The sequence below is a fragment of the Dyella japonica genome, from assembly GCF_040545895.1.
GTDB lineage: Bacteria > Pseudomonadota > Gammaproteobacteria > Xanthomonadales > Rhodanobacteraceae > Dyella > Dyella japonica_D.
In genome coordinates, this window is sequence record NZ_JBEPMU010000005.1 from 357,564 (window position 1) to 381,082 (window position 23,519).

Below are 23,519 nucleotides of genomic sequence, written 5' to 3' on the forward strand. Positions count from 1 at the left end.
CGAAAGCCGGAAGCGCTTTTCAACAGCGAATGGCTGGTCATCCAGTAGCGGCGTGACTCGATTGTCGCGATGTGGCGATCGGGCCGCCTGCGCAGCGGGCGTTTCGATCGGCTGCCGCCGCTCGAGTCACTTTTCTTTTGCTGGCCCAAAAGAAAAGTAACCCAAAGAAAATGGCCTTCAGAGCAATAGGCTCATAGCGTTCTGCTGGATACGAGCCTTGAAGGTTTTGGAGCCCGGGTCGTCACGATCTCTCTAATCAGCGGTACGGCTACACCGCAACGCGCCCTAGCGAAGAGGGCTTAAAGCGAGGCTCGCTTCACTGACGTCGAAGAAGCTTTCATAGCGTCAGGCGATTACGGTCGTCGTGAGCCAAGCAACGTTTCGTAGGCCTCTTCCGTCCGACCGACGAACAAGGGGAGACCGAATTCCCGCTCCGCATGTTCGCGTGCCGCAATGCCCATGGCGGGCAATACATCGCGCTGTTCAACCAGTCGCTTTACGGCTACGGCGATTGCCTCGCGATCACGCACGGGCACGAGCCAGCCATCCTTGTCCTCGTGGATGTTTTCCGGCAAGCCCGCATAACGCGTGACCAAGACCGGCTTGCCCATCGCCATCATTTCGCGGCAGGCGAAGGAGATCGTCTCTACGTCGTAGGAGAGGACGAAGCCGGCATCGAGCGATGCGACCATGCCGCGCGGATCGCTCAACACGCCGGGGAACATCACCTGATCGGATAAGCCCAGTGCCGCCACGCGCTCAAGCTCGACGGGCTTAGGCGGCACGCCGGCGATCAGCACGCGCACGCGTTGACGAATCTCGACGGGAAGCAGCGGCAAGGCTTCCATCAGATCCATCCAGCCCTTGTAGCTGGCGGTGCCCGCGTTGCTGCCCAGTAGCAACACGCTGTCGTCACCGCCGCTCCAGCGAGCGCGCTCGGGCTTTGCCTCATCAGCGGACCACGGCGACCAGCGCTCGATGTCGACGCCGTTGTAGACCGTTTCCAGCCGGCAGCGACGATAGGCGGTGCGCATCAATTCGCGCCGCGTGTACTCGCATACCGCAATGACCATGTCGGTGCGGCGCGCACGCAGTGCAGCGCCTATGCCGCTCACGGGCTTGGAGTTGTGCTTGGTCCATACCAGGGCCGGGCGCGTGGACGGCATGGCCGACAACACCAATCGATGATCGGCCGACCCGTTGACGTGAATAAGGTCGAACGCCTGCTCGCGCAGGTACGCGGCGAGCTGTGCGCGCGCACGTCGGCGCGCTTTCCACTTGTTGATGCCGTTGGGAAACGGCTGATCAAGCACGAACACGCCGGGCAGCGCGCGCGCTTCGCGGTTGAGGCGACTGCCCGGTGGGGCGGCTACGTGGACTTCATGGCGCGAGGCGAGCGCGGCGGCCAGCTCGCGGATATAGGTGGTGTGCCCGCCACCGTCGCCACTGTGGAAGTTGGTGTAGAGCAGCTTCATGCCGCGTGGTCGCTTTCACCGAGCAGATCGGCATGCTGGCTGATGCCACGTTCGCACCAGGTGATGCCCTGGGTACGCGTTTCGTGGAACAGGCGGTTGTTCGGCAGGCTCATGTCGTCGACGTCCGGCGGCGAACGCGAGTTGTGCCACAGGTGTACGGCGAGTGCCGCCCACTTGAGTGCGCGCCGCTTCAACCCGGTGTTCTCCAGGCGTGCCGCCAGTTCACGATCTTCCGCGCCGTAGCCTTCCATGCGCTCATCGAAACCGTTCACGCGCAGCAGATCGTCACGCCAGAAACTCATGTTGCAGCTCATCACCCGGCCGCCGTTGCGCGAGCGCGACTTCCAGCGCGCCAACGGCGGCGCACGGAACGCATAGAGCCGTTTCGTGCCGTCGAATTCATCGAAGTTCGCCTCGGACCATGGCGCAAACACCGGCGCCTCGCCGGCCAGCAGGCGCTGCGACGCTTCCGGCGTCGCCTTGATGCGGCCGCCCTGCAGGAAGAAGCCACGCTCGGCCAGCATCAGATGATCGGCGATGAAGTGCGGGTGGATCAGCATGTCGCCGTCGAGCAGGATCACATAATCGCCACGGCTGGCCGCGATGCCGCGATTGCGTGCACGCGCCGCGCGGAAACCACGATCTTCCTGCCACATATGACGCAACGGCACGGGGAAGGTCGCGGCCATGCGCTTCACCAGCGCGGCGGTCTCTTCGGTCGAACCGTCGTCGGCGACGATCACTTCGTAAGGCAGCTGCGTCTGGCGCGCCAGCCCTTCCAGCATGCGTTCGAGCGCCTGCGGCCAGTTGTAGGTCAGCAGGACCACGCTGACCTTGAGATCGAGTCCGGTGCTCATGTGCCGCGAGCCCCCTTGGACATCACGCCTCCGCCTTGCCACGGCTTTTGCGGCCGTGCCGCAGGATGGACACCGCACGCTCGACGCGCTTGAGCCAACCGGCCGTACCGCGACGGAACGCGATGCCGGCGTAACGCCATGCTTCGTCCATGCCCGGTTCCGGCTTGCTGCGGAATTCCGCCTTGGCCAGGTCCAGCGTATGGACGTCCATATGCATGCGTTCGGCGTAATGATTGATCAGTGTGCGCGAACGGAACAGGTTGGCGAACTGGTTTTCGCGTTCGCGCGCATGCCACCAGCCGTTGGCGCCATGCACGCGGTAGTGGACCATGCCGGTGGGCAGGAAATACTTGCGCGCGCCGAGCACGCTGGTGCCGAACACCAGGCAGTTGTCCGCCGAGATGCGCCAGGTGGTCAGGAACACGTGCGGAAGATCGAGCGTGCGCTGCGCCCACATCCGGCGCATCGACAACGCCGACGTCGCCGCGCCGTACCAGTAGGCAGTCACCCAGGTGCTGATGGCGGTGTAGCCAAGATCGGTCGCGCGGTCGGCATAACCGATGATGCCCTGTTCGTTGCCGAACAGGTTGACGTCGGTGAAGACGAAATCGATGTCGCGGCGGCTGTCGTACACCTCGCCGAGGCGCGCCAGATAGTCCTTGTCCCAGCGATCATCGGCGTCGAGAAAGCACACGATGTCGCCGGTGACGCCTTCCATGCCCTTCACGAAGGCGGACAGCTGGCCGCCGTTGCTCACGCAACGCAAGGTGATGCGCTCGTCGTTGCCGTAACGTTCGGCCAGCCACGCGGCGGAGCCGTCGGTGGAACCGTCGTCCATCACGATCACCTGGGCGGCGGCGCGCGTTTGCGCCAGCACGCTGTCGATCGCCTCGCCGACGTAGTCGCGGTAGTTGTAGTTGGTGATGATGACGCTGAAGGTCAGAGCCTTCATGCAGCCACCTCTCCCTTCAGCAGCTTGCGGAAGTAGGCAATGGTTTCGCGCAGGCCGTCATCCAGGCTCACGCGCGGCTCCCAGCCGAGCTTTTCCTTGGCGAGTGCAATGTCCGGCTGGCGCTGGCGCGGATCATCCGAGGGCAACGGGCGGAACACCAGCTTGGATGTGCCGCCGACGAGCGCAATCACGCGCTCGGCCAGCTGCAGCATGGTGTGCTCGACGGGGTTGCCGATGTTCACCGGGCCGGTGAAGCCGGCCTCGCTGTTCATCATGCGGATGATCACTTCGATCAGGTCGTCCACGTAGCAGAAGCTGCGCGTCTGGCTGCCGTCGCCGTAGATGGTGATGTCCTCGCCGCGCAGTGCCTGCACGATGAAATTGCTCACCACGCGCCCGTCGTTGGGGTGCATGCGCGGGCCATAGGTGTTGAAGATGCGCACCACCTTGATGTCGAGGTTGTGCTGGCGGTGGTAGTCGAAGAACAGCGTTTCGGCGCAGCGCTTGCCTTCGTCGTAGCAGCTGCGGAAGCCGATGGGATTGACGCGGCCCCAGTACTCCTCGCGCTGCGGGTGAACTTCCGGGTCGCCATACACTTCGCTGGTGGACGCCTGCAGGATGCGCGCGTGCGTGCGCTTGGCCAGGCCCAGCATGTTGATCGCGCCGTGCACGCTGGTCTTGGTGGTCTGCACCGGGTCGTGCTGGTAATGCACCGGCGAGGCAGGGCAGGCGAAGTTGAAGATGCGGTCCACTTCCACGTAGAGCGGGAAGGTGACGTCGTGACGCATCATCTCGAAGTACGGATGATCGAGCAGGTGCGCGATGTTCTGCTTGCTGCCGGTGAAGAAATTGTCCACGCACAGCACATCATGGCCGTCGCGCAGCAGTCGGTCGCACAAATGCGAGCCCAGAAAGCCCGCGCCACCGGTTACCAGCACCTTGTTCATCGATCGCCCCGAATCCCCAAACACGTCGGGGTACTTTAGTTTCAATGGGTGGAGTTTGCCGGCTTCTGCCGATCGTGCGCCATCAGTCCCAGCACCAGGCCCAGCGGCAGCCAGATCAGCAGCCAGGCCGGGCGGGGGCTGTCGAGCATCTGCGGCATGTCGAACTGCAACACCACCGACGCATAGACCCACAGGGTCAGCACCAGGCGACCGGCCAGGCTGGCGCGATGACGCCAGCCCTGCCAGCCGATCATGAGCCACATGGCGACGGTCAGCAGCAGGCCGGGCAGGCCCAGTTCCACCGTCACCTGGGTCAACAGGTTGTGGGTGTGCGTATAGGCCGCGCCATTCACGAGCAGGCTGATGGGCGCGCCCTGACCCAAGCCCAGCAGCGGATGCTGCGCGATCAGGTGCATCGACTGCGCCGCCAGCTCCGGACGCAAGGAGGTGCCGCGCTCGGTCAACATGGAGGCCGGCCACAGCAGCATGACGGCCGCCAGCACCGCCATGGTCACGGCCAGCCAGCGATGGGCACGGGCACGTTGCCACAACGGCATCAGCATGATGGTCAGGGCCAGGGCCAGCCACACGCTGCGCGTCTGGGTGAGCCCCACGAAGAGCAGCAGCACGGCCATGGCCATATAGCGCGCGATCGACCAGCGACGGTCGGCCAGATCCAACTGGCTCAGCCACAGCGCCACCACGCCCATCAGGGCCGCGGCGTAGTTCGCCGTGGCGATGGTGCCCTCGCCGACGATGCGGCCGTCCTGCACTGGGGTGATCACGAAGCTGATGCAGTAGTAGACCGCGCAGGCCCCGATGCCCAGGCCGGCAGCCAACAGCAGGTCGCGGATGCGCGGGGTTTCGCCCGACGTATACGCATGCCAGCCCATGACGAAGGCGAACACGCTGATCAGCCGTCCCACCTCATTGGATGGGCGAGGCACATGTCCCCAGCTCAGCGACGCCAGCGCCCAGAGCAACAGCACAAGAAACACCCGGAACACCGGCAGCGGCCAGAGTTCGCGCCATACCCGCGCGCGCCGCGAAAAGGCCAGCACCAGGGCAGGGAGATACAGCAGCAGGATCAGGCTGGTTTGGTAAGCCTTGCCCGGATTGAACGACACGCCGGCCGGCATGATGACCATGCCCAGCATCATCCAGACGATGCCGATGCCAAGAATCGTGCGCCCGATGGCCCGGCTCTTTGGCTGAATGTCCGTGGTCAATGGAATCGTCCTGCTTCTCATACTGCCTGCTTGCCTGATCGTCACTGCTGTCGGGGCGCACCCGAAACCGTCCCATTTTCAGGTTTGTCTGGCCCAAAGTCAGCAGGATAGTGCAGCGCCCCAGCTGAAACTGAGCCGACCATCGCCACTCAGCGAACGCACAGGCGTGCAAGCCGGGGGACACGAGGCTCCAGCCGATTACGGCTAGAATTCGCCTCATGCCTACCTTTCCCCTCACCCTCGTCGTGATGACCTACAACGAGGCGAAGAGTATTGCGCGCTGTCTGGATAGCGTCCCCTTTGCCGGTGAAAAGCTGGTGATCGACAGCGGAAGCACGGACAACACCATCGCCATCGCGCAGGCGCATGGGGCGCGGGTGGTGGAACAGACGTGGCTTGGCTTCGGGCCGCAGCGCAATTTCGCCACGACGCAGTGCAGCAATGCGTGGATCCTGGCACTCGATGCCGATGAGTACCTGTCGCCCGAACTGGCGGCCGAGCTGGAACAGCGGCTGCCCGAGTTGATGGCCAGCGACATCAGCGCAGCCTTCCTGCGCCGATCCACCATCTTCATGGGCGCGCGCATGCGCTGGTACCTGCCCGCCATGGGCGAGAAGATGGCCCGCCTTTATCACCGCGACCGCGCGCGCTGGACCGATGCCCGCGTGCACGAGTCGCTGCGCTTCGACGGCGCCTCGGTCACGTTGAAGGCCGCCTTCAACCACGAGAACAACCCGAGCCTGCCCGAGAAGCAGATCAAGGTGCTGCGCTACGCCGAACTGAAGTGCCGCGACTGGCTGCAGAAGAACAAGCCGGTGCGTATGTGGCAGACGCCGTTCGTTTACCTGCTGGCCTTCATCAAGGATTATTTTTTCCGGCTGGCCTTCCTCGACGGCTGGCGCGGCTTCGTGATCGCGCAGACCGCCGCCTCGTACGCCGCCTATAAGCGCATGCGCTACTACGAAATGCGCCGCAACCCCGCGTCGCTGCAGACCGCAGCGGACGCCCTGATTCGCCATGGCATCGATCGATGAGCAAGCCCGAGCATTACCTCCTGTACGGTTCCGAGCGTTACGCGCTGGCCATCCTTCGCCCCATTCAGGACGCCATCCGCGCGCGCGGCGACGAGGCGGCCTGGTTCTTCGATGGCCCCGGTGCCGAGGATCTGGTGGAAGGCGAGCGGCTGCTCACCGTGCAGGAAGTGCGCGCATGGAAGCCGCGTGCGGTGATCACCTCCAGCAACGCGGTGCCGCATTTCTTTCCGGGCGTGAAGGTGGAAACCTTCCACGGTTTCGACGCCGGCAAGCCGCGACACATCTACGTGCGCGGTTTCTTTGATCTGTATTGCACCACCGGCCCACGCGACACGGCGCAGTTCAAGGCCATCGCCGATCGCGTGGGCCATTTCGCCGTGGTGGAAACGGGCTTTCCCAAGCTCGACCCGTTCATGCGCGAAATCAGCGGCCCGTTGCCGGCCGTGCGCCAGCCGCCGGTGATCCTCTACCACTCCACCTTCTCGCCGTCCTGGAGCGCCGCCGAAACGCTGTACGAGGAAGTGAAACGCCTGTCGCGCGACGGCCGCTGGCGCTGGATCGTCACCTTCCATCCGAAGATGAACCCGGAGACCACGGCCAAGTACAAGGCGCTGCAGAACGAGTACCTCACCTTTGCCGAGAACGACAACATCCTGGAGTTGTTCCCGCAGGTGGACATGATGTGCTCGGACACCTCGTCCGCGCTCAACGAGTTCCTGCTCACCGGCAAGCCGGTGGTGACGTTCAAGAACCGGCGCCCGGGACCGCAGCTGATCGACATCGACGAGGCCTCCCAGTTCGAGCCGGCGATCGAGCGCGCGCTGTCGCGACCGCCCGAACTGATGCAGGCCATCCGCGAATACGGCGATGCCATCCATCCGTACCGCGACGGCCATTCGGCCGAGCGCATCCTTAAAGCCATCGATGGCTTCATCGCTGCCGGCGGGCGCAACCGCCGCCGTAAGCCTTGGAATCTCTGGCGAAAACTGAAGATCCGTCGCCGCATCGGCTACTGGGGACCGGCCGGGTACTGAGATGCCCGTGGGCCGCACGCGCGGCCCGGTCAGCGTGGAGCGGGGGCGGCTCGGGCTAGAATTGTTTCATTCCCATCAAGAAGACTGCCCGTGGCATCCAGCAGCTATAGCCGCACCGAACACCTGCGCTCCCTCTGGCCATGGCTTCCGCTGTGGGCGCTGGCCGCCCTGCTGGCGATCTTCTCGCATGGTCCGATGCCGCTGTATTCCACCCGCACCCTCGCGGTGGCCTGGGAAATGTGGAACCACCACGACTGGCTGGTGCCGCACATCAACGGCGCGCCCTACAGCGAAAAGGTGCCGCTGCTGTTCTGGATGATCCATGCCGGCTGGCTGGTGTTTGGCGTGAACGACATCTGGCCGCGCGTGCTCGAAGTGATCTTCGGCGGCGCGCAGTTGGTGCTGGTCTCGCTGCTGGCGCAGCGGCTGTTCCCCAACCGTTCGTGGGTGGCCAAGGGCGCACCGTGGATCCTGCTGGCGCTGGGCTACGCGTTCCTGTTCGGCCTGCAGATCATGTACGAAGTGCTGCTGGCCGTCTGGGTGCTGGCGGCGCTGCTGTGCCTGACGCCCAAGCCGCAGCGCGCCGAGCCGCGGTGGGTGCTGTTTGGCCTGTGCGTGGGCGCCGGCCTGCTCACCAAGGGCCCGGTGATGTTCCTGCACGTGGCCTTCCCGTTCCTGCTCGGCCCGCTGTGGAACGACTGGGCGCGCGACAACCGCGTGCGCTGGTACTCGCGCGGCGTGCTCGCGCTGCTGCTCGGTGGCGCGCTGCTGCTGGCGTGGGCGTTGCCGGCCGGCTTCGCCGGCGGCGAGGCGTATCGCCAGCGCCTGTTCTTCACCCAGACCGCCGGCCGCGTGGTGAACGCGTTCGATCATGCGCGTCCGTTCTGGTGGTACATACCGGCGATCCCGGCGCTGCTGTTCCCCTTCAGCGGCTGGCCGCGCGCGTGGGCGGCGCTCATCACCCTGCGCCGCCCGCTCGACAGCGGCATGCGCTTCGCGCTGTGCTGGCTGGTGCCGGTGATGCTGGTGTTCTCCTTCATCAGCGGCAAGCAGCTGTATTACCCGCTGCCGGAATTCGCCGGCGCGGCACTGCTTATCGCGGGTGCCATCGCGGCACTGCGCGACCAGCGCCCGGCACTCGCCAACAACCCTTGGCTGGGCACCTGGCCGCTCGGCGTAGGCGGCATCCTGTTCGGCATCTTCCTGTTCGTGCTGCCGGTGCTGGTGTCGCACAACGACCTGCACGGCGAATGGTTCGACAGCACGCAGCGCTACAGCCGCTTCTTCAGCGTGGTGTTCGTGCTGCTGGGCATCCTGCTGTTGCTGCGCGGTCGCGGCGAGATGCGCCGCCTGGCCTTCGCCGGCCTGGTGGGAACGTTGGCGCTCAATACGTTGTTCACGCTGACCATGTGGCAGAACTTCGACCTGCGTCCCTCGGCGCAACTGCTGGGCGCGGCCGATGCGGAGCAACGTCCCATCGGCCTGCTGGGCAACTACGAAGGCCAGTTCCATTTCGCCGGCCGACTGACCCACGCCATCGAACGCCTGTACGAAGGCAAGTCGCTGCAGGCGTTTGCGCAGGAGCACCCCGATGGCGTGATCGTGGAGCATCCGGAAAAGCTGACCAACGAAGCGCTGCGTTATGCGCTGCTGGTGCAGCCGTTCCGCTCCGGCTGGGTGGTGATCTGGCCGGCCAAGTCGTTGGCCGACCTGCGCGCCGGCCGCGTGCCGCCCGAGCCGCCGCATCCGACCCGTGTCTACCAGGTCGACGAATGGCGCTTCCGCGCGCTGCAATGAACGACGCCCTGATCGCCAACCTGCGTGCGCAGTGCGGCGGTCCGCGCGATGGTGCCTTGTTGCGCTTCTCGCTCGGCAATGCACTGCTCGCGGCAGGCGATGCGGCCGGGGCGATTCCCGAGTTCCGTCAGGCCCTCGCCTTCGACGCCGGCTATTCCGCCGCGTGGAAACTGCTGGGCAAGGCGTGCCTGGCTATCGACGATCACAATGGCGCCGCCGACGCGTGGCGCCAAGGCATCGGCGTGGCCCAGACGCGAGGCGACAAGCAGGCCGAAAAGGAAATGACGGTGTTCCTGCGGCGGCTGGAAAAGCAGGAGTAAGTGAGGATGAGTGAGAAGTGAGAGCGCGAGCTGCCGGCCCTTCTCTCACTTCTCACTCCTCTCCACTCACTTCCGCCCTTACGCTCTTCCGCCTTCAGTCGTACGGACTTTTCCAGGTATCGGCCGAGAAGCGCTTGTACTGCCACTGATACTGCGAGAACGCCAACTCCACGCAGTTCTCCACACCCCGGTTCAAGGCCCGGCAGCCGACTGCGAGATCCGTATCGGCCAGCCCTTCGGGTGCCGGCAACAGGTGGATGCGATAACCCTCGCCCTTGGGCAGGCGCTCGGCAAAGGCGAACAGCACGGTGGCACCGGTGCGCGCGGCCAGGCGCGGCAACAGCACCATGGTGAGCGCGTCCTGGCCGAAGAACGGCGCTACCTCGCCTTCGCCAGCGCGGGGCTTCTGGTCGGGCAGGATGCCCACCGTGCCGCCGGCCGCCAAACGCTTGTACAGCGTGCGCACGCCCGCGCCTTCAGCGCGCACCTGCTCCGGCGCCAGCGCGCCGCGTACCTTGCGCAGCAGGCCTTCGATCGCGGCGATGCGTGGCGGGCGATACAGGATGGCCATCGGCGTCTTGCGACACAGCCAGTAGTTGAGCAGCTCCCAGCAGCCCAGGTGCGGCGCCGCGATGATCACGCCCTTGCCCGAAGCGAGGGCGGCATCGAACAGCGCCTCGCCGCGCACCTCGCGCACCATGTCGAGCGCACGTTCGGGATCGTTGCCCCAGATCTTGGTGATCTCGGTGGCCGAGCGGCCGGCATCTTCCATCACCTCGCGCAACAGGGCGGCGTGCGCGCGTTCGTCCAGATGGGGACGGGTCAAGCGCAGGTTCACCGACGTGTTGTGCGACGTACGCGTGCGCAGCGCCAGCGAGAGGCGGCCGATGCCCGCGCCGATGCCGTGCAGCGTGCGCAACGGCAGCTTTCCGAACAGGCGCAGGAGGAGATAGAGAAGTGTAATGTCGAATCGCATGGGCGACGCAGTGTAACCGGCCGCGCCATCGGTTCACGGGTCAACCACAGGACGCCTGGTTACGTTCTCGGCAACGAGGCTACCGCCAGCGATGGCGAGGCTCTAAGCTTCCGCCGTCTCCGGCCATGACCCCTTCGATGATCGCCCTGATCCAGCGCGTCCTGTCAGCTCGTGTCGATGTCGAAAACACCACCGTCGGGGCCATCGGGCCGGGGTTGCTCGCGCTCGTGGCCGTGCAGCCGGGCGACGACGAGCCGCGCACCAAACGCATGCTCGAACGCCTGCTCGGCTACCGCGTGTTCGCCGACGAACAAGGCCGTATGAACCGCTCGCTGGCCGACACCGGCGGCGAGCTCCTGCTGGTCAGCCAGTTCACCCTGGCCGCCGACACGCGTTCCGGCATGCGCCCCAGCTTCACCACCGCCGCAACGCCAGAGGAAGGCCGTCGCTGGTTCGATCGCCTGGTCGAACTGGCCCGCGCCGCGCACCCCAGGGTGGAAATCGGGCAGTTCGGCGCCCATATGCAGGTACATCTGGTCAACGACGGCCCAGTCACCTTCTGGCTGGAGACCCCATGATCGCCACCACCCCGGCGCATCTCGACCCTAGACAAAAATCCTCGGAAGATGCCGATTTGGCGCGATTTTTGCGTGTCGGCCCTGCCGATTTTCTTCCTTGAAAACTGGTCAAAAAAGCATCACATAGGTATACTGATCGGTTCCTGCATACGCGGCGGTAGGTATGAATAGCAAAGCTCCTGAGCAACAGTCTGAAATCAAGGCGCTCATCTCCAAGGGTCTGGAGCAGGGCTACCTGACTTACGCCGAGATCAACGACCACCTGCCCGACGACATCGTCGATCCGGAGCAGATCGAAGACATCATGGCGGTGCTCAAGGGCGTCGGCATTGAAGTGCACGACGCCGCGCCGGATTCCGATCCGCTGTCGGACAACGCGCCTGGCGCGTCCACCGACGATGAAGCTGCCGCCGAAGAAGCGGTCGCGTTGCTGTCGGCCGTCGACTCCGAAGTGGGCCGCACCACCGACCCGGTGCGCATGTACATGCGCGAGATGGGCACGGTCGAGCTGCTGACGCGCGAAGGCGAAATCGCCATCGCCAAGCGCATCGAGGAAGGCCTGGGCCAGGTGCAAACCGCACTCGCCAGCTTCCCGCTCACCATCGAGCTGCTGCTCGAGGAATACGACCAGCACCTGGACGGCAAGCGCCGCCTGAGCGAAATCCTGGCCGGCTTCGCCGACCTGGAAGAAGCCGCCGACGCCGCGCAGGCCGCTGCGGCCGATGCCGAAGTGGACGAGTCCGAAGTCGAGGAAGAAGACGACGACGTCGAAGGTGCCGAGGAAGAGGAAGCCGGCCCCACCGGTCCGGATCCGGAAGAGGTCAAGCGCCGCATGGAACTGCTGCGCGACTACTACGGCAAGTTCCAGAAGGCGGCTCCCAAGGCCACCGACATCAACGACAAGAAGGTCACCAAGCTGCGCGACCAGATGGCTGAGGAATTCCTCAAGCTCAAGCTGCCGTCCGCGCTGATCGACAGCTTCGTGCGCAAGCTGCGCGAAGTGGTGAACGACATCCGTCACCACGAGCGCGTGCTGATGGACATCTTCGTCAAGCACGTGAAGATGCCCAAGGCCGAGTTCCTCAAGGCGTTCCCCAGCAACGAGGGCAACCTCGAGTGGGCGAACGAGCTGGGCCGCAAGCGCCAGAAGTGGTCGCCGAACATCAAGGGTTACAAGGAATCGATCGACGCCGAGCAGGAAAAGCTCGCCTCCATCGAGCGCAAGCTGTTCCTGCCGCTGACCGACATCAAGGAAATCAACCGCACGATGTCGATCGGCGAGGCCAAGGCCCGCCGCGCGAAGAAGGAAATGGTCGAGGCCAACCTGCGCCTGGTCATCTCCATCGCCAAGAAGTACACCAACCGCGGCCTGCAGTTCCTCGACCTGATCCAGGAAGGCAACATCGGCCTGATGAAGGCCGTGGACAAGTTCGAATACCGCCGCGGCTACAAGTTCTCCACGTACGCCACGTGGTGGATCCGCCAGGCCATCACGCGCTCGATCGCCGACCAGGCTCGCACCATCCGCATCCCGGTGCACATGATCGAGACGATCAACAAGTTGAACCGCATTTCCCGCCAGATGCTGCAGCAGTTCGGCCGCGAGCCGACGCCGGAGGAGCTGGCCAAGGAAATGGACATGCCCGAGGACAAGATCCGCAAGGTGCTGAAGATCGCGAAGGAACCGATCTCGATGGAAACCCCGATCGGCGACGACGAGGATTCCCATCTCGGCGACTTCATCGAGGACACCAACGCGTCCTCGCCGATTGAGTCGGCCACCGAAACGGGCCTGATGGAAACCGTGCGCGACGTGCTCGCCGGCCTGACGCCGCGCGAAGCGAAGGTGCTGCGCATGCGTTTCGGCATCGACATGAACACGGATCACACGCTGGAAGAAGTCGGCAAGCAGTTCGACGTGACGCGTGAACGCATCCGCCAGATCGAGGCCAAGGCGCTGCGCAAGCTGCGCCACCCGAGCCGCTCGGAGCAGCTGCGCTCGTTCCTCGACATCGACTGAGCACACGCTGGTGCAAGTTGCAGAGAGCCCCGCGAAAGCGGGGCTTTTTGTTTGGGTATTTGCCCACGAACAATCGTTCGCGTTCTTTGATTTATCTGATAGGCGCATTCCCCAGGACAGGCAAAACTCGCAAAAGCCATTCACGCGAACAACGCAGCAGCAGAACCAATGCAGTTCGCCAAGACTGGTTTGACCGATCCATAAAATGAGGAAGCGCAATGATTGCTTACACCATGCTTGGTACCAACGATTTGTCCCGCGCCGGCGCATTCTATGACGCTCTTTTCGACCCTCTTGGCTACAAGCGCCTGTTTGAAGATGGCGACAAGATCGGCTGGGGAGCGGAGTATCCCTTGTTCTTCGCCACCAAGCCCTTTGACGGAAACCGTGCAACGGTCGGCAATGGCACCATGATTGCGCTCCTGATGAAGAATCCCGCGGAAATTGATGTCACGCACCTGCAGGCGCTTAAGCTGGGCGGTTCCGATGAAGGAGCCGCCGGCCCAAGGGGATCTTCGTTCTATTGCGCTTACTTTCGCGACCTGGACGGCAACAAGATCAATCTGTGCTGCTTGATTTGATCGACCTGGCGAGTACGGAGCCAGATCAAGGCATTGGGCAAGCCGCGCCCGAGCCGCTCAGAGCCGCTGCGCTCGTTCCTCGACATCGACTGAGCACACGCTGGTGCAAGTTGCAGAGAGCCCCGCGAAAGCGGGGCTTTTTGTTTGCGTTGCCGCTGAGAAGACCGCGACTCAACCACCCGCATCGTAGAAGAACTGCTCCTGCACCACCTTGTCGTCCTTCACGTGATACACGCAGATCTCCTGCATGGTCACGCGGCCGTATTCCTTCATGGTCACGTCCAGCGTCATGGCGATGCTGAACCAATTGCCGGCCACCAGCGGCTCGCTGACTTCGATGCCATGCATCTCGGTGACGCCCGCCTGGAACCGCTTGCCCTTCTCGAGGATGGCGTCCAGGCCTTTCACGTTGCCCAGCGGTCCCTGCGCCATGCCCTCGGGCTCGATGCTCACGGCATCCTTGGCGTACAGCTCGTGCTGCGCTTCCTCGAACTGGCCGTGGCGGCACATGGCCACCAGGCGCTTGGCAACGGATTCAGTACTCATGGGTGAATCTCCGGCTGGCGAGGCCCGCGAGCGTAGCGCCGCGCGCGGAAGCCGGATGTGAAGGTGCGCCGTTACGGCGCACCTTCATGCACGCATCAATGCTTGCCGACGTTGTCGGTCTGCTCGATGAAGCTCGCCACGTTGTCGTGCAGCTTCTTCAACGAATCCTCGTGCGCGTAGACCATGTGGCCCGACGGATACCACGCATAGGAGATGTTCTTCTCCAGATTCGCGGGAATCGGCATGTGGTGCATCTCGTAATCGGCCGCGAAGTAGGGCGTGGCCAGGTCGTAGTAACCGCCGTTGAGCGACACGCGCAGGTTCGGATTGGTCTTCATGGCGGTGGCCAGGTCGGCCATCACGTTGGTGGACTGCTGCAGTGCTTCGGTGGCGCCCGGCGCCTTGTGCGCGAAATCCCAGTGATCGATGTCCGCGAACAGGCGATAGGTCTGGTTCTCGCCGAACTTCAGCTGGCGGCGCACGTAGTCGTTGAACGCGGCGACGTACGCTGAGCTGATGGCCGAGGATTGCGGATCGTAATCGGACGACTTGCTCAGCGGATCAATCGACGGCCCGGAGAAGCGGCTGTCCAGGCGTCCGGTGGTGATATCGCTGTCGGCCTGCAACTCGTGCTCGAACATGCCGCCGTCGACGCGCAGGTTCGCCTTGAGCAGATACGCCACCGGCAGGCCGGTGTACTGGTGCAGCTTCTGCGCCACGGCCTGCTTGCGCGAGTCGTCCAGTCGCGAGCCGGCCATCAGCGCGGAGGCATAGTCACCAATGGCGTACTGTTCCACTTCGTGCAGGAACGGCTCGAGCGCCGCGGGCTGCTGCGGCAGCTTGTGGTGATAGAACGCAGTGGCCGCAAACGTGGGCAGACCCACCACGTACGGCAGGTCCACGCCGGGGTTGTTGCTCGCGCCGTCGATGCTCGTATCGAAGCTGAGGATCTGCGACAGCAGGATCACGCCGTTGAGGTCGACGCTGCTCTCGTTCTCCAGAATGTTGGCGACCACCGCCGAACGCGTGGTGCCGTAGCTTTCGCCGAACAGGTACTTGGGCGAGTTCCAGCGGTTGTACTTGGAGAGGAACTGCGTGATGAACTGCGCGAAGGCGTGGCCGTCGCCGTCCACGCTGTAGACGGTCTTCTTGCGATCCTTCATCTGCTCGTCGCGCTTGCCCTTGTCGGCGTCGTCCGCAATCAGACGGCTGAAACCCGCGCCAGGCGCGTCGATGAACACCAGATCGGTGGCATCGAGCAGGCTGTAATCGTTGTTCACCAAGCCATACGGCGCGGCGGGCGTATGCGAATCATCGCTGGTCACCACGCGCTTGGGCCCGAACGCGCCCATGTGCAGCCACACCGTGGCCGAACCCGGGCCGCCATTGTACACAAAGGTGATCGGCCGCTTGCCCGGCTCCACGCCCTTCTTGAAGTAGGCGGCGTAGAACATGCTGATCTGCGGCTCGCTCTCCTTGTCGCCGCTGCCATGAAGCACCAGCGTGCCCGCCACCGCCTTGTAGTCGATGCTTTTGCCTTCCACCTTCACCGACCCCGACGTCTCCGACGCCTGCGGCTTGAGCAGCACGGCATCGGGCTTGTCGTCCGGCTTGTCCTTGTCGTCTTTCTTGTCGGCCGCATGGACCGCCGTACCGAGCAGCAACGTGGCGAGTGCCACGGCGAGGGGAAGCTTGCGCATGAAGGTGAACCTCTGGACAGACGCGAGAGCGCGACGCTCCAGCTTAGGTGGCGAGGCGGGTCGGTTTCATACGCCAGAAGTCATTGAAGCCCATCCCAGGAAGGCAGAAGTCATCTGCACAGCGAACCTAGGGCAATGCGGAGCAAGCCCCGCTTTAAGTCCTCTTCGCTGGGGCGCGTTGCGGTGTAGCCGTACCGCTCATGAGGGAGATCGAGACGATCCGGGCTCCGAAAGCTGCAAGGCTCGTATCCCACAGAACGCTACGAGCCTGAATCTTTTGAGGCCATTTTCTTTGGGTTACTTTTCTTTTGGGCCAGCAAAAGAAAAGTGACTCGGCTGCCGGCAGGCAGTCGAAACGCCCGCTGCGTAAGCGGCCCGGTCGCGGCAGCGACACAAAAGCGCGACCAAAGTGATCGCGACAACCTACAACCGAGGCGCTGGATTCCGGCCTGCGCCGGAATGACGAGCAAAAATAGCTTTCGGCAATTGGAAAGCGCTCCTGCTTCCACAGGAATAACGAACAGGAAATCACCCCCAGGCAATCACCCCAATCGCCCCCAACGCCAACACCACCCCCACCCCATTCACCCAACTCAACCGCTCCCGAAACCCCACCGTACCCACCACCGCCCCCAACGCCACCACGCCCAGATTCATGCTCGCAAACACCAACGACGGATGATCCGGCAACGCCTGATGCCCGCGCACGTAGAACACGATGTTGCCGAAGTTCGCCAGGCCCAGCAGCAAACCCGCTACCGCATCGCGCAAGGTGAAGAACGTGCGGTCGTGCCAGCGGCGCCACAGCAGGATCACCAGCGACACCACCAAGGCCAGCGCAAACATCGCCTGCAACGATGCCGCGAACGGCGTGCCCGCCGCCGCCACACGCTTGAACAGGATGTCGATGGCGCCAAAACCTGCGAACACCACCAGCGGCCACAGCCAGCCACGTTCGCCGTTGCCATGCGTCGCCGGCGCCACGCGCCACACCATGCACGCCAGCGCCACAAGGCCCAGTGCAATGCCCGCGCCCTTGCCGACGCTCGGCGTTTCGCCAAACAGCAGGAACGCCCCCAGCAAGGAGATCAAGAGCGACAGACGCTGCGCCGCGTCGGTGCGCACGATGCCGGCGCTGCTCACCGAAGCGGCGAGCGCGAGGAAGATCAGCGGCAGCAGCAGGCCCAAACCGATGAAACCAAGCCACGGCGCCTGTGTGCTCGACAACACCGATAACGAAGGATGAAACACCATCGCCGTCAGCACGCTGGTCGCCACGTAGTTCCACGCGATGGCCTGCCCCACGTCGACCGACAGCCGGCGGGCGAGCTTGAGCAGCACCGACACCAGCACGCTGCAGACAACGCTCAGCAACACGTAAATCATGAGGAATCCTCGTGGATGGCGACGCGTTTCCGCTCCGCCGATATACCGGGCCTTGATGTCAGCTTTCCTGCGCTGCGACGGCCGCCGCAGCGTTCACCGCTGGAGGGCGAATCGCTCGCGGTAACGCGCCGGGCTCAGCTGCAGATGCTGGCGGAAATGGTGCCGTAGCGTATCCGTACTGCCGAATCCGCACACCTCCGCCACGCGATCCACGCCCATGTCGCTGCCTTCCAGCAGCTCGCGCGCACGGCCCAGGCGTTCGTGGGTCAGCCATTGCTTGGGCGAGCAACCCGTGGCCTCTTCGAAGCGTCGCAACAACGTGCGCTCGCTCATCCGCGCGTGCTCGGCCAGCACGGACACCGGCATGGGCTGGTCCAGGTGGCGACGCATCCAGTCCAGCAGTTTGCCCAGCCCATCGCCTTGCGCGGGCAGCGGCGACTGGATGAATTGCGCCTGCCCGCCATCGCGGTGCGCTGGCACCACGGCACGCCGCGCCACGCTGTTGGCCACCTCCGGGCCGTAGTCGCGGCGAATCAAATGCAGTGACAGATCGAGTGCCGCCGCGCTGCCCGCCGAGGTGAGCAGCTGGCCTTCGTCGACGTAGAGCACGTCCGGCTCGATATGGATGCGCGGATAGCGCTGGGCCAACGCATCCGCGTAGCGCCAATGCGTGGTGGCGCGATGGCCATCCAGCAGTCCGGTGGCGGCGAGCACGAACACGCCCGAGCAATACGACAGCAAACGCGCACCGCGCGCATGCGCGGCGCGCAGCGCCTGCAGCAGCGCCTCGGGCGGCGCCGCATCGATGCCTCGCCAACCGGGCACGACGATGGTGCCGGCGGAAGCGAGCCGCTCAAGCCCACCCTCGGCGATCACGCGCATGCCACCGGCTGCGCGCATGGGTCCGCGGTCGACCGCGCACAGCGTGAAGTCGTACCACGGGTCCAGTTCGGGCCGTGGCAGGCCAAACATTTCCACGGCAATACCGAACTCGAACGTGCACAGGCCGTCGTAGACCAGGGCCGCCACCTGGCGATTCGGCGGACCGGATGGACGTCTGGATCGTTTTGGCGGTTTCTTCATGGTGACTGTCATTCTTGCCAATGTCCGCGCCCAGCGCCAGTGCCGATACTGGGCGCGCCCTTCCACCGGAGTGAACCCATGAGCAGTGTGGTGCAACGTGTTTCCGCCGCCAGCAGCGATGACGCGCTGGCGCATTTCCAGGCACGCCTGGGTTTCGAAACCGATTGTGCGGACGTCTATTACGCGACGAACCATGAGGCGAAGGACTTCATCCTGCTCGACGTGCGTACGCCGACGCTCTACGCGGCAGGCCATGTGCCCGGCGCGCTCAACCTACCCACGCGCACGATCAGCGAGCAGCGCCTGGCCGAATACCCGGCCGACACGCTGTTCGTCGTGTACTGCGCCGGCCCGCACTGCAACGGCGCCAACAAGGCGGCGGTGAAACTCGCCCAGCTCGGGCGGCCAGTGAAGGAGATGATCGGCGGGCTGACCGGCTGGATCGACGAGGGCTTCGGCCTGGAGCGCTGAGATGCCGCACGACGTCGCGATCCATCCGGCCACGCGCGACCATGTGGCCGAGCTGATGGCGATCTGTGCCGAACATGCGGCATTCGAACGATTGCCGCATGTTCCCGATAGTCGCGCCGACGTGCTCGCCGATGCGCTGCACGGTTCCCCGCCGCGGCTCTACGCCTGGCTGGCGAGCATCGACGGCGCCATCGTCGGTTATGCCAGCGCCACGCTGGACTTCTCCACCCTGGATCGGGCCGCGTACCTGCATATGGACTGCCTGTACGTGCGCAGCGCGTGGCGCGGCCGGGCCATCGGCCAGCGGTTATGGGAGCGCGTGCTCGGGCTGGCCACCGCCCTTGGCTGCTCGGCCGTCCAATGGCAGACACCCTCATGGAACGACGGCGCGGCGCGCTTCTATCGAAGGCTTGGCGCAAGCGAATCTGCCAAGCTGCGTTATGTGTTGCCGCTGAGCGGCGCATGACGCCGCATGGTGGCGCGGTGTCATCATCGTCACGAATCACGGCGGAGGCACCCATGCTGCAACTTCGACCGACCTGCGAACATTGCAACAAGCCGCTGCCGCCGGCCTCGACGGAGGCGATGATCTGTTCCTTCGAATGCACCTTTTGCCGGGATTGCGTCGCGTTGCTACAGGACGTCTGCCCCAACTGCGGCGGCGGTTTCACGCCGCGCCCGGTGCGGCCGGCGCACGACTGGAAGAACCAGAACAGCTTGTCGCGCTATCCCGCCGCCACGCAGGCCATCCACAAGCCCGTGGATATGGCCGTCCATGCGTCCCTGGTGGCACGAGTCGGGGGACGCGCCCCCGCGGAGCGTTGATCCGGGCGATTTTTGCCGGAACGACACATCGTTGACGTGGCCCGCCCTAAAGATGGCACGGCGCGTGCTTACCGTTGGCACGTTCCCCATCGCCATGGTCATGCACCAGCCACAACAGCGGCGCCAAGTTTTTCTGGCCCTCTCCATCGAGATGGCCGGGCTTTTTGCTGCGGTGCTCGTCACCGTCAGCTACTCGCTGCTGCTTGCGCGCCATACCGGCAGCGTGCTCACCATCTGGGTACCCAACGGTGTCGTGGTCGGCGCCCTGCTCAGCGTGCCGCGACGCAAGTGGCCGCATTACCTCGCCGCCGGCTTCCTGAGCTTCCTGGCCGGGCGGGTTCTCGGCCATGGCGGCCTGCTCGGCAACGGGGTGGCCGTGTCGCTGGCGCTGGGCCTGTGCAATGGCGTGGAGATCCTGATCGTGGCCACCGTGGTGCGGCACGGGTTCCCGCGCATCGCCAAGGACACACGCTTCCTCCTGCTTGGCCGCATCGCCCTGGGCTCGACCCTGGTGGCATGCGTGGCTTCGTCGCTGCTTGCCGCCACGGTGCAGCGCGCGGCGAATGGACTGCCATTCTGGACCACGACGGACTGGTGGTTCCGCTCGCATCTGCTGGGCATGGTCATCGTGGCCACGCTGACGTTGGTGGCACTGCTGCAGCGCCGCCGCATGCTCGGCCAACCGGGACGCCGGCTGCTGCTGTTGCGCGACGTCACTGTGCTGACGCTGGTTACCGTCGGCGTGTTCGCGCAGTCGCGCTATCCGCTGCTGTTCGTGGTGTTCGGACCCTTGCTCTACGTCGTGTTTCAGCACCGCTTTCCGGGACTGGTGTTTGGCATTGCCATCATCGCGCTGGTCACGAGCGTCGCCACGGCGCTGGGCGCCGGCCCGTTCCAGTTGATCGTGCCGGCCACGCCGGCGCACCAGGCCATGCTGGCCCAGATCTTCCTCGGCGTGCTTTGCATCACCGCGCTGCCGGTCGCGCTTGCGCTCGCCGACCGCCGCCGACTGGCCCGCCGCGTCACCGAGAGCGAAAGCCGCTACCGCCTGCTGGCCGACTACGCCAGCGACCTGGTGATGCGCATCGCACGCGACGGCACGCGACGCTACGTATCGCCGTCGGTGAAGGACATGCTCGGCTGGGACGTACGCGAGTTCCTGGATTACCGCCCGGAGCTGATCCATCCCGAAGATCGCGAGCGCGTCGCCACCGCCGTGCAGGAACTGTGGAACAGCGGCAAGCCCTCGCTCACGCAGTACCGCCTGCAGCGCCGCAGCGGCGACTACATCTGGATCGAAGCCCTTGTACGCATGGCACCCAGCCCGGATCGCCCCGGCGAGATGGAGCTGATCTACACCGGGCGCGACATCACCGAAGCCATGGAAGCCGAACAGGCGCTGGCCGACAGCGAGAAACGCCTGCGCACCATCACCGATAACGTACCCGCCGTGATCGCGCATATCGATGCCAACGAGCGCTACACCTTCGTCAATGGCTACGTACGCGAAGTGGCCGGGCAGGCACCCGAGGACATGATCGGCAAGACGGTCCAGGAGATTCGTGGCCACGTGCTCTACGTCACGCTCAAGCCCCACATCGAACGCGCCTTGCGTGGCGAAAGCGATACCTTCGAATACGAAGCGGAATACGGTGGCCGTCATCGTTATTTCCAGACCACCTATCTTCCGGCCACCACCGGCAACGGACAGCCGAGCGGCTTCTACGCGCTCACCACCGAGATCACGCGCATCAAGCAGGCCGAGCAGCAGCTCAGCTATCTTGCCCACTACGACGTGCTCACCGGCATCGCCAATCGCCGCTTCTTCAGCGAAGGCATCAACATCGCCATGCGTCATGCCTCGATCGCCAACTCGCCCCTGCTGGTAATGCTGATCGACATCGACCACTTCAAGCACATCAACGATACCTACGGCCACGCCACCGGCGATGCGGTGCTGTTGGAGATTGCCTCGCGGCTGAAAGCGTCGATCCGCAAGACCGACCTGCTCGCGCGCCTGGGCGGCGATGAATTCGTAGTGCTGTGCGACGACATCGCCAGCCACGAGATCGCCGAGACGCTGGCCGAGAAGATCACCCGCGCGATGGACACCTCCATCATCGTCGGCCCGCACGTGCTCAAGGTGACCTTGAGCGTGGGCGCCGCGCTGTGCCGCGATGCGGGCTCGGTCGACGCCTTGATGCAGCGCGCCGACGAAGCGCTCTACCGCGCCAAGGAGCGCGGAAGAGCGTGCTATGAACTTTCCGTCACGGGCGTCTGATGGCTATTCGCGCGTGGCCAGTGCGCGATTCACGCGCAACGCCAGCAAGGTGCACACCACGCCGGAGAGCAGATAGGCGCTCACCGCCGCCAGGCCGAAGCGCATCGACAGACCCAGCGCCACCAGCGGCGCAAAGGCCGCGCCGATCAGCCATGCAACATCGGTGGTCAAGGCGGCGCCGGCGTAGCGCAGGCGGATCTCGAAGTTCGACGTCACGCTGCCGGCCGCCTGGCCGTACGAGAAGCCGAGCAACAGGAACCCGACGATGATGAAGGCGTCCTGCAATTCCTTGCCGCCATCGAGCATCCACGGTGCCGCCAGCGCGAACAGGCCGATAAGCCCGGCTGCCACACCCAAGGTGGTGCGCCGGCCGATGTGATCGGCCACGTAGCCCGACATCACGATGCCGAAGATGCCCGCCACGCCGCCGAAGATCTGGATCAACAGCACCGAATCCACCGCTTGCGTGGACTTCAGCACGATCCACGACAGCGGGAAGATCGTCACCAGGTGGAACAGCGCGTAGCTCGCCAATGCGGCGAACGCACCGATGAAGATGTTGTAGCCCTGCGTGCGCAGGATCTCAGTGATGGGGGTGGGCTCCAGTTCGCGCTCTTCCATGGCGACGGTGTATTCCTCCGTCACCACCAGTCGCAGGCGCGCGAACAACGCCACCACGTTGATGGCGAACGCCACGAAGAACGGATAGCGCCAACCCCAGTCGATGAAGTCGTTTTCGTCGAGGCTCGAATGCAGGAACAGGAACAGCGCGCTGGCCACGATGAAACCGATCGGCGCGCTCAACTGGCCGAGCATGGCGTACCAGCCACGCCGCTCGGGCGGCGTGTTGAGCGCGAGCAGCGAGGGCAGGCCATCCCACGAGCCGCCTTGCGCAATGCCTTGCAGCAGGCGGAACAGGATCAGCAGTCCAATCGCCCAGTTGCCGATCTGCTTGTAGCCCGGCAGGAAGGCGATGCCTGCGGTCGCGCTACCCAACAGGAACAACGCAATGGTGAGCTTGGTGCCGCGGCTCCATCGCCGCTGGAAGGCCATGAACAACGCAGTGCCGAACGGTCGCGCGATGAAGGCCAGTGAAAAGACCGTGAAGGCGTAAAGAATGCCATCCAGTGCGCTGGCAAACGGGAACAACACCGCGGGGAACACCAGCACGCAAGAAATACCGAACACGAAGAAGTCGAACTGTTCGGAGGTGCGGCCGATGATGACGCCAATGGCGATCTCGCCTGGCGCCACCTTGGCCTGCGCATGCAGGCGGCCGATGTCTTCGGCGGACGTGACCGGCGCGGAGCCTTGCTCAGGGAAGGTGCTTGACATAGTCATTACTCAGAAAGAAGGAGTATGTCGCGGCCACACTATGGCACCGCCACGCCTCTCGCGTCACGGGGAATGATTTTCCTGTTCCCGTT

General features: G+C 64.5%; 22 protein-coding genes. 11 read left to right on the forward strand and 11 right to left on the reverse strand.

Features of this window, described 5'->3' with window-relative positions; all coding sequences use genetic code 11:
* Positions 1 to 353: 353 nt before the first annotated feature.
* Genes ABIC75_RS17375 through ABIC75_RS17395 form a run of 5 tightly spaced genes read right to left on the reverse strand, consistent with a single transcriptional unit; the run spans position 354 to position 5,460 of the window.
* A complete protein-coding gene (locus tag ABIC75_RS17375; protein ID WP_354015149.1) occupies positions 354 to 1,475 on the reverse strand; it encodes a glycosyltransferase family 4 protein in 1,122 nt (373 codons plus the stop codon).
* Positions 1,472 to 2,332 carry a glycosyltransferase family 2 protein gene (locus tag ABIC75_RS17380; RefSeq protein ID WP_354015150.1) on the reverse strand — a complete coding sequence of 287 codons (861 nt, stop codon included), beginning with the start codon at positions 2,330 to 2,332 and terminating at the stop codon, positions 1,472 to 1,474. Before ABIC75_RS17380 ends, ABIC75_RS17375 begins: the two co-directional genes overlap by 4 nt.
* A 22-nt stretch (positions 2,333 to 2,354) precedes the next feature.
* Positions 2,355 to 3,284 (reverse strand): glycosyltransferase family 2 protein, encoded by a 930-nt coding sequence (locus ABIC75_RS17385; protein WP_354015151.1) that lies wholly within the window; start codon positions 3,282 to 3,284, stop codon positions 2,355 to 2,357.
* Positions 3,281 to 4,231, reverse strand: coding sequence for a UDP-glucuronic acid decarboxylase family protein (locus tag ABIC75_RS17390; protein ID WP_354015152.1), 951 nt, complete (start codon positions 4,229 to 4,231; stop codon positions 3,281 to 3,283). Before ABIC75_RS17390 ends, ABIC75_RS17385 begins: the two co-directional genes overlap by 4 nt.
* A 41-nt stretch (positions 4,232 to 4,272) precedes the next feature.
* The gene (locus ABIC75_RS17395; RefSeq protein WP_354015153.1) at positions 4,273 to 5,460 is read right to left on the reverse strand and encodes an O-antigen ligase family protein; all 1,188 of its coding nucleotides are present in this window, start codon (positions 5,458 to 5,460) and stop codon (positions 4,273 to 4,275) included.
* 218 nt (positions 5,461 to 5,678) lie between these two features.
* Here ABIC75_RS17395 and ABIC75_RS17400 point away from each other — a divergent pair, with 218 nt between their 5' ends.
* The 4 genes from ABIC75_RS17400 (at position 5,679) to ABIC75_RS17415 (ending at position 9,645) form a co-directional block, all read left to right on the forward strand.
* Complete coding sequence (locus ABIC75_RS17400; protein ID WP_354015154.1) at positions 5,679 to 6,494, forward strand: glycosyltransferase family 2 protein; 816 nt, start codon at positions 5,679 to 5,681, stop codon at positions 6,492 to 6,494.
* A complete protein-coding gene (locus ABIC75_RS17405) occupies positions 6,491 to 7,528 on the forward strand; it encodes a CDP-glycerol glycerophosphotransferase family protein (RefSeq protein ID WP_354015155.1) in 1,038 nt (345 codons plus the stop codon). The genes ABIC75_RS17400 and ABIC75_RS17405 overlap by 4 nt, the downstream gene beginning before the upstream one ends.
* 90 nt (positions 7,529 to 7,618) lie before the next feature.
* The gene (locus ABIC75_RS17410; RefSeq protein WP_354015156.1) at positions 7,619 to 9,325 is read left to right on the forward strand and encodes an ArnT family glycosyltransferase; all 1,707 of its coding nucleotides are present in this window, start codon (positions 7,619 to 7,621) and stop codon (positions 9,323 to 9,325) included.
* Positions 9,322 to 9,645, forward strand: a complete 324-nt coding sequence (locus ABIC75_RS17415) for a tetratricopeptide repeat protein (protein ID WP_354015157.1) — start codon at positions 9,322 to 9,324, stop codon at positions 9,643 to 9,645. Before ABIC75_RS17410 ends, ABIC75_RS17415 begins: the two co-directional genes overlap by 4 nt.
* A 94-nt stretch (positions 9,646 to 9,739) precedes the next feature.
* On the opposite strand, the gene ABIC75_RS17420 is transcribed toward ABIC75_RS17415, so the two are convergent.
* The gene (locus tag ABIC75_RS17420) at positions 9,740 to 10,621 is read right to left on the reverse strand and encodes an LpxL/LpxP family acyltransferase (protein WP_354015158.1); all 882 of its coding nucleotides are present in this window, start codon (positions 10,619 to 10,621) and stop codon (positions 9,740 to 9,742) included.
* Between the two features lie 137 nt (positions 10,622 to 10,758).
* Between ABIC75_RS17420 and dtd the strand changes: the two genes are divergently transcribed.
* The 3 genes from dtd to ABIC75_RS17435 all read left to right on the forward strand — a co-directional run bounded on the left by dtd (position 10,759) and on the right by ABIC75_RS17435 (position 13,800).
* Positions 10,759 to 11,199 (forward strand): D-aminoacyl-tRNA deacylase, encoded by a 441-nt coding sequence (dtd, locus tag ABIC75_RS17425; RefSeq protein WP_354015159.1) that lies wholly within the window; start codon positions 10,759 to 10,761, stop codon positions 11,197 to 11,199.
* A 163-nt stretch (positions 11,200 to 11,362) separates the two neighbouring features.
* On the forward strand, positions 11,363 to 13,219 hold the full coding sequence (rpoD, locus tag ABIC75_RS17430) for an RNA polymerase sigma factor RpoD (RefSeq protein ID WP_354015160.1): 1,857 nt from the start codon (positions 11,363 to 11,365) through the stop codon (positions 13,217 to 13,219).
* A gap of 218 nt (positions 13,220 to 13,437) precedes the next feature.
* Complete coding sequence (locus ABIC75_RS17435) at positions 13,438 to 13,800, forward strand: VOC family protein (protein WP_354015161.1); 363 nt, start codon at positions 13,438 to 13,440, stop codon at positions 13,798 to 13,800.
* 171 nt (positions 13,801 to 13,971) lie between these two features.
* Here ABIC75_RS17435 and ABIC75_RS17440 read toward each other — a convergent pair whose 3' ends face one another.
* From ABIC75_RS17440 to ftrA, 4 genes are all read right to left on the reverse strand, one after another.
* A complete protein-coding gene (locus ABIC75_RS17440; protein ID WP_354015162.1) occupies positions 13,972 to 14,346 on the reverse strand; it encodes a nuclear transport factor 2 family protein in 375 nt (124 codons plus the stop codon).
* A gap of 95 nt (positions 14,347 to 14,441) precedes the next feature.
* Complete coding sequence (locus ABIC75_RS17445; RefSeq protein ID WP_354015163.1) at positions 14,442 to 16,046, reverse strand: S10 family peptidase; 1,605 nt, start codon at positions 16,044 to 16,046, stop codon at positions 14,442 to 14,444.
* Positions 16,047 to 16,574: 528 nt separating this feature from the next.
* Positions 16,575 to 17,432, reverse strand: a complete 858-nt coding sequence (locus tag ABIC75_RS17450) for an EamA/RhaT family transporter (RefSeq protein WP_354015164.1) — start codon at positions 17,430 to 17,432, stop codon at positions 16,575 to 16,577.
* A gap of 93 nt (positions 17,433 to 17,525) precedes the next feature.
* On the reverse strand, positions 17,526 to 18,515 hold the full coding sequence (gene ftrA, locus ABIC75_RS17455) for a transcriptional regulator FtrA (protein WP_354015165.1): 990 nt from the start codon (positions 18,513 to 18,515) through the stop codon (positions 17,526 to 17,528).
* Positions 18,516 to 18,593: 78 nt separating this feature from the next.
* Here ftrA and ABIC75_RS17460 point away from each other — a divergent pair, with 78 nt between their 5' ends.
* From ABIC75_RS17460 to ABIC75_RS17475, 4 genes are all read left to right on the forward strand, one after another.
* The gene (locus tag ABIC75_RS17460) at positions 18,594 to 18,986 is read left to right on the forward strand and encodes a rhodanese-like domain-containing protein (protein WP_354015166.1); all 393 of its coding nucleotides are present in this window, start codon (positions 18,594 to 18,596) and stop codon (positions 18,984 to 18,986) included.
* Between the two features lies 1 nt (position 18,987).
* Complete coding sequence (locus ABIC75_RS17465; protein WP_354015167.1) at positions 18,988 to 19,452, forward strand: GNAT family N-acetyltransferase; 465 nt, start codon at positions 18,988 to 18,990, stop codon at positions 19,450 to 19,452.
* Positions 19,453 to 19,505: 53 nt separating this feature from the next.
* Entirely contained in the window at positions 19,506 to 19,811 is a 306-nt protein-coding gene (locus tag ABIC75_RS17470; protein ID WP_354015168.1) for a DUF1272 domain-containing protein, read from the forward strand.
* A gap of 64 nt (positions 19,812 to 19,875) precedes the next feature.
* On the forward strand, positions 19,876 to 22,092 hold the full coding sequence (locus tag ABIC75_RS17475) for a diguanylate cyclase domain-containing protein (protein ID WP_354015169.1): 2,217 nt from the start codon (positions 19,876 to 19,878) through the stop codon (positions 22,090 to 22,092).
* A gap of 3 nt (positions 22,093 to 22,095) precedes the next feature.
* Here ABIC75_RS17475 and ABIC75_RS17480 read toward each other — a convergent pair whose 3' ends face one another.
* The gene (locus ABIC75_RS17480) at positions 22,096 to 23,427 is read right to left on the reverse strand and encodes an MFS transporter (RefSeq protein WP_354015170.1); all 1,332 of its coding nucleotides are present in this window, start codon (positions 23,425 to 23,427) and stop codon (positions 22,096 to 22,098) included.
* Between the last annotated feature and the right edge of the window lie 92 nt (positions 23,428 to 23,519).